Raw genomic sequence first — 3,388 nt, 5'->3', positions numbered from 1 at the left:
GCGGTCTTTTCCGGCGTGTACATGGCCCAGCGGGCCAGCCAGTCTCCGAAGTACATGGGCGATTGCCTCCGGTGGAGTAGGGGAGCGAACATCCCCACGATAGGAGGCAGGCGTTACGGGGTCGTTACAGGGCCAGACGCGAGCGGCGCCAGAGCGCCCCGTGGCGTCAGGCCTGCGCCACCTCGAAGCCCACGACGTTGCGCTCCTCGCGGCTGAACTCGATGCCGACGAGGGTGACGGTGACGCCGGGTTCCCGGTACTTCTCGGAGTAGCCCCTGGCCTGCAGTTGCGCCAGCGCTCGGCCTTCGGGCACCTGCTCCACGACCTTGAACTCGAAGAGGTAGACGCGGTCCCCGAGTCGTGTTGCCAGGTCGATGCGGCCCTTGTTCGTGGCGTCTTCGACCCGCGTGTCGAGGCCGAGGGCGGCGAGGTGGCTGTAGAACACGCTGGCGTAGAAGCCCTCGTACTGGGCCAAGGGGTTGTTGCGATGCCAGTCGTGGGGGATGCTGGCGAAGAGGGCGTGCACAATGTCGCGCAGGGAAGCCGTGTCGCCCGATTGCATCGCCTCGACGAGCCGGGTGCGGGCGCGGAAGGCGGGAGCCTCCTGGCCGCCGTAAGCGTAAATCAGGCTGCCGTTCAGGCTCGCCTCGACCTCCCGGTTGGGGTAGCCGAGGGTGTAGACCCACAGCCCCTCGCTGACCTCCCGCGCATCGCGAATCGTCAGGTAGCCGGCTTGCCAGAGCAGGGCCTCCGGCTCGATGCGATCCACGTCGAAGGCCCCGAGCAGCTCCGCCGACGAGGTCAGGCGTGCGAGGTCCGGCGTGAAGAAGCGGTGCTTGGCAAGGTGGTCCACCAGGAAGGTGGGGGGGCCCGTCTCGAACCAGTAAGGCTTGAACTGACGCTCCTGGAACAGTAGCAGCAGGTCGAAAGGGTTGTACACCGCCTCGCCCGTCCAGTTGTAGCCGTTGTACCAGCGCCGGACGCGCTCGCGGTCGAGCCCTTCGAGCTCGGGCGTGAAGACCGTGTCCACGTCCTGCTCGGTGTAGCCGCAGATGGCTGAGTACTCTGGGCTGAGGGTGATGTCGCGCAGGTTGTTCAGCCCCGAAAACAGGCTCACCTTCGAGAACTTGCTGACCCCTGTGATGAAGACGAAGCGCAGGTGTGCGTCGGCCCCTTTGAGCACGCTGTAGAGGTCCCGCAGGCCGTCGCGCATCAGCCGGGCCCGGTCTGGACTTGCCCACGGAGGGGCTGATCCCGCGGAGGCCAGGGATGGCCGGGAGCGGGGCTCAGTGAGGTTGTCGAGGATGGGCTTGTCGTACTCGTCAACCAGCACGACCACGCGCTGCCCCGAGCGGGTGTGAAGCGTCTGGATGAGGTCTCGCAGGCGGCCGGCAGGGTCAGAAAACCGGGGTGTCACGCCGTGCTGTTCCTCCAGGCAGGTCAGCTGGACGTGCAGGCTGGCCGCCAGGTCCTCGCGGGTCTGGAGCACCCGGTCGCTGAAGCTCAGCCCCACGACGGGGTGCTTCAATGCCCAGTCCCAGTGCTGCTCGGCATGGAGCCCCGCGAACAGCGCCCGGTTCCCCTCGAACAGCTCCTTCATGGTGTCGAGCAGCAGGCTCTTGCCGAAGCGCCGGGGCCGCGACAGGAAGTAGAGCTTGCCCTGCTCGATGAGGCGCAGCACGAAGGGCGTCTTGTCGACGTAGTAGTGCCCGTTCTCTCGGATCTCGCGGAAGGTCTGGATCCCGATCGGGAGCTTTTTGCGTTGCATCGCGCCTCCAGCCTGGATCATAGCACGGGGGGGATCGCCCCCGAAGGTCCCCAACGCCGGCCATTCTCCGGCGCCCCCCTCGGCAGGCTTGCCAGGATCCCCCCCCGCTAAGATGCCGTTTGCTCGCTGCGCTGGCAGGCGCCGGGCCCGATGCAAAGCGAGGATCCCATGCACCACCGCCCCCTGCTCCCCGCCACCGCCCTGTCGCTCGCTCTCACCAGCTGCGCCGTGCCCTTCGCCGACACCGCGCCGGGGAGCAACCCGGCCGCCCCCGCCAGCGTCGCTTCAGCCAGATCCTCCAGCGTCTCGATGGAGAGGGCCTCCATCCAGCCCCCACAGCTCAGTTCCGACCGGCACCGGATCCGTTGCCGCGTAGCCTGGGCATAAAGGGAATGGCTCCCCCCGTTTGCCCCCCCCCCTTGCCGTGCCTCTTGCCCTCACCCCTCGCATCAAGGCTGCGATCCAGGCCCTTGAGCCTGACGCCACCGTCATCCTGTACGGGTCTCGCGCACGCGGCTCCGCGCAGGCGGATTCGGACTGGGACCTGCTCGTGCTGGTGGATGGCGTGGTGGACCTCTCTCGCAAACGGGCCATCCGGCGGGCGCTGTACGACCTCGAGTGGGAGACGGGCGAGGTCATCACTTCCGCCATCAAGAACCGCGAGGCGTGGAATGCGCCGCGGCTGCGCGTGTCGCCTTTTTACCAGGCGGTCGCCCGGGATGGGGTGACGCTGTGAGTGCGCCGATCTCCGAGCTTGCCGCTTACAGGCTGGCGCGCGCCCGTGAAACGCTCACCGAGGCCAAAGATCTCTCGGATGGCGGTCACTGGCACGGCGTGGCGAACAGGCTCTACTACGCTTGCTTCTATGCCGTCACGGCCTGGCTGGTGCAACAAGGGCACAGCTCCCCCAAGCACACGGGCGTGCGAGCCTTGGTCAACCGCCACCTCGTGCAGCCGGGCCTGTTCTCGCGGGAACTGGGCACCCTCTACAACGACCTGTTCGAGCTGAGACAGGAGAGCGACTACGAGGATTTCGTGCAGCAGAGCGAAGCTGAGGTGCGCCCTTTGGTGGCTGGGGTCGAAATCCTGATAGCGCGTGTGGCCACTCTCCTTGAGGAGGAGCCCCGCCCGTTGTGACGGGCTCTCATCGCGACGGTCCGATGAGCCAGCCGCCTCAAGGACCCGCCTCCCCCGCCTCGATCCGCTTCGCCAACCGCTGCGTCTCCGGCATCGGGTCGATGTCGAGTTCGTCCGAAAGCAGCACCACGCAACGGTCGTAGGTTCGCAGCGCGGCCGCCCGATCTCCCTGACGATAGTGCGCGAGCATCAACAGCCGGTGAGCCTCCTCCGTGAGGGGCTCCTGGGCGAGCAGGCGCGAACACCAGTCGAGGCAGCCGGCATCGTCGCCCTGGGCCGCGAGCAAGCGGGCGAGCCGCAGCGCCCCCTCGGCGAAGCGGTGCGCGAGCCGCTCGCGCTCGCGATCGCACCACGCCTCGTGGCTGGTGAAGGCCTGCAGGAAGGGGCCCTCGTAGCAACCGAGGGCCGCCCGGTAGGTGGCGACGAGGCGCTCGTCCGCCTCCCCCTGGGCCTCCAGCGCCGCCGCCGCGTCGAGGCCGTCCT

Annotated in this window: 4 protein-coding genes; 2 read left to right on the top strand and 2 right to left on the bottom strand. The window is 67.9% G+C overall.

The window, feature by feature from the left end; translation table 11 throughout:
- Positions 1-166 precede the first annotated feature (166 nt).
- Positions 167-1,768: an ATP-binding protein gene (locus tag VKP62_12040; GenBank protein ID MEB3197923.1), complete on the bottom strand. Its 1,602-nt coding sequence runs from the start codon at positions 1,766-1,768 to the stop codon at positions 167-169.
- Positions 1,769-2,174: 406 nt separating this feature from the next.
- On the opposite strand from VKP62_12040, the gene VKP62_12035 reads away from it, so the two are divergent.
- Together VKP62_12035 and VKP62_12030 are read left to right on the top strand one after the other, a co-directional pair.
- The gene (locus VKP62_12035; GenBank protein ID MEB3197922.1) at positions 2,175-2,504 is read left to right on the top strand and encodes a nucleotidyltransferase domain-containing protein; all 330 of its coding nucleotides are present in this window, start codon (positions 2,175-2,177) and stop codon (positions 2,502-2,504) included.
- Positions 2,501-2,905, top strand: a complete 405-nt coding sequence (locus tag VKP62_12030; protein ID MEB3197921.1) for a HEPN domain-containing protein — start codon at positions 2,501-2,503, stop codon at positions 2,903-2,905. Before VKP62_12035 ends, VKP62_12030 begins: the two co-directional genes overlap by 4 nt.
- A gap of 37 nt (positions 2,906-2,942) precedes the next feature.
- Here VKP62_12030 and VKP62_12025 read toward each other — a convergent pair.
- Positions 2,943-3,388 (bottom strand): bacterial transcriptional activator domain-containing protein (locus tag VKP62_12025; protein ID MEB3197920.1); only part of this gene is annotated, 446 nt, incomplete at its 5' end.

This window comes from Candidatus Sericytochromatia bacterium, assembly GCA_035285325.1.
In the GTDB taxonomy this organism is placed as follows: domain Bacteria; phylum Cyanobacteriota; class Sericytochromatia; order S15B-MN24; family JAQBPE01; genus JAYKJB01.
The sequence above is the reverse complement of the archived record's forward strand: the minus strand, read 5'-3'. Positions and strand labels throughout refer to the sequence as shown.

What these genes read in the sequence shown, in the direction of transcription:
- VKP62_12040 (MEB3197923.1), bottom strand. Translation starts at nt 1,768, where the DNA reads ATGCAACGCAAAAAGCTCCCGATCGGGATCCAGACCTTCCGCGAGATC.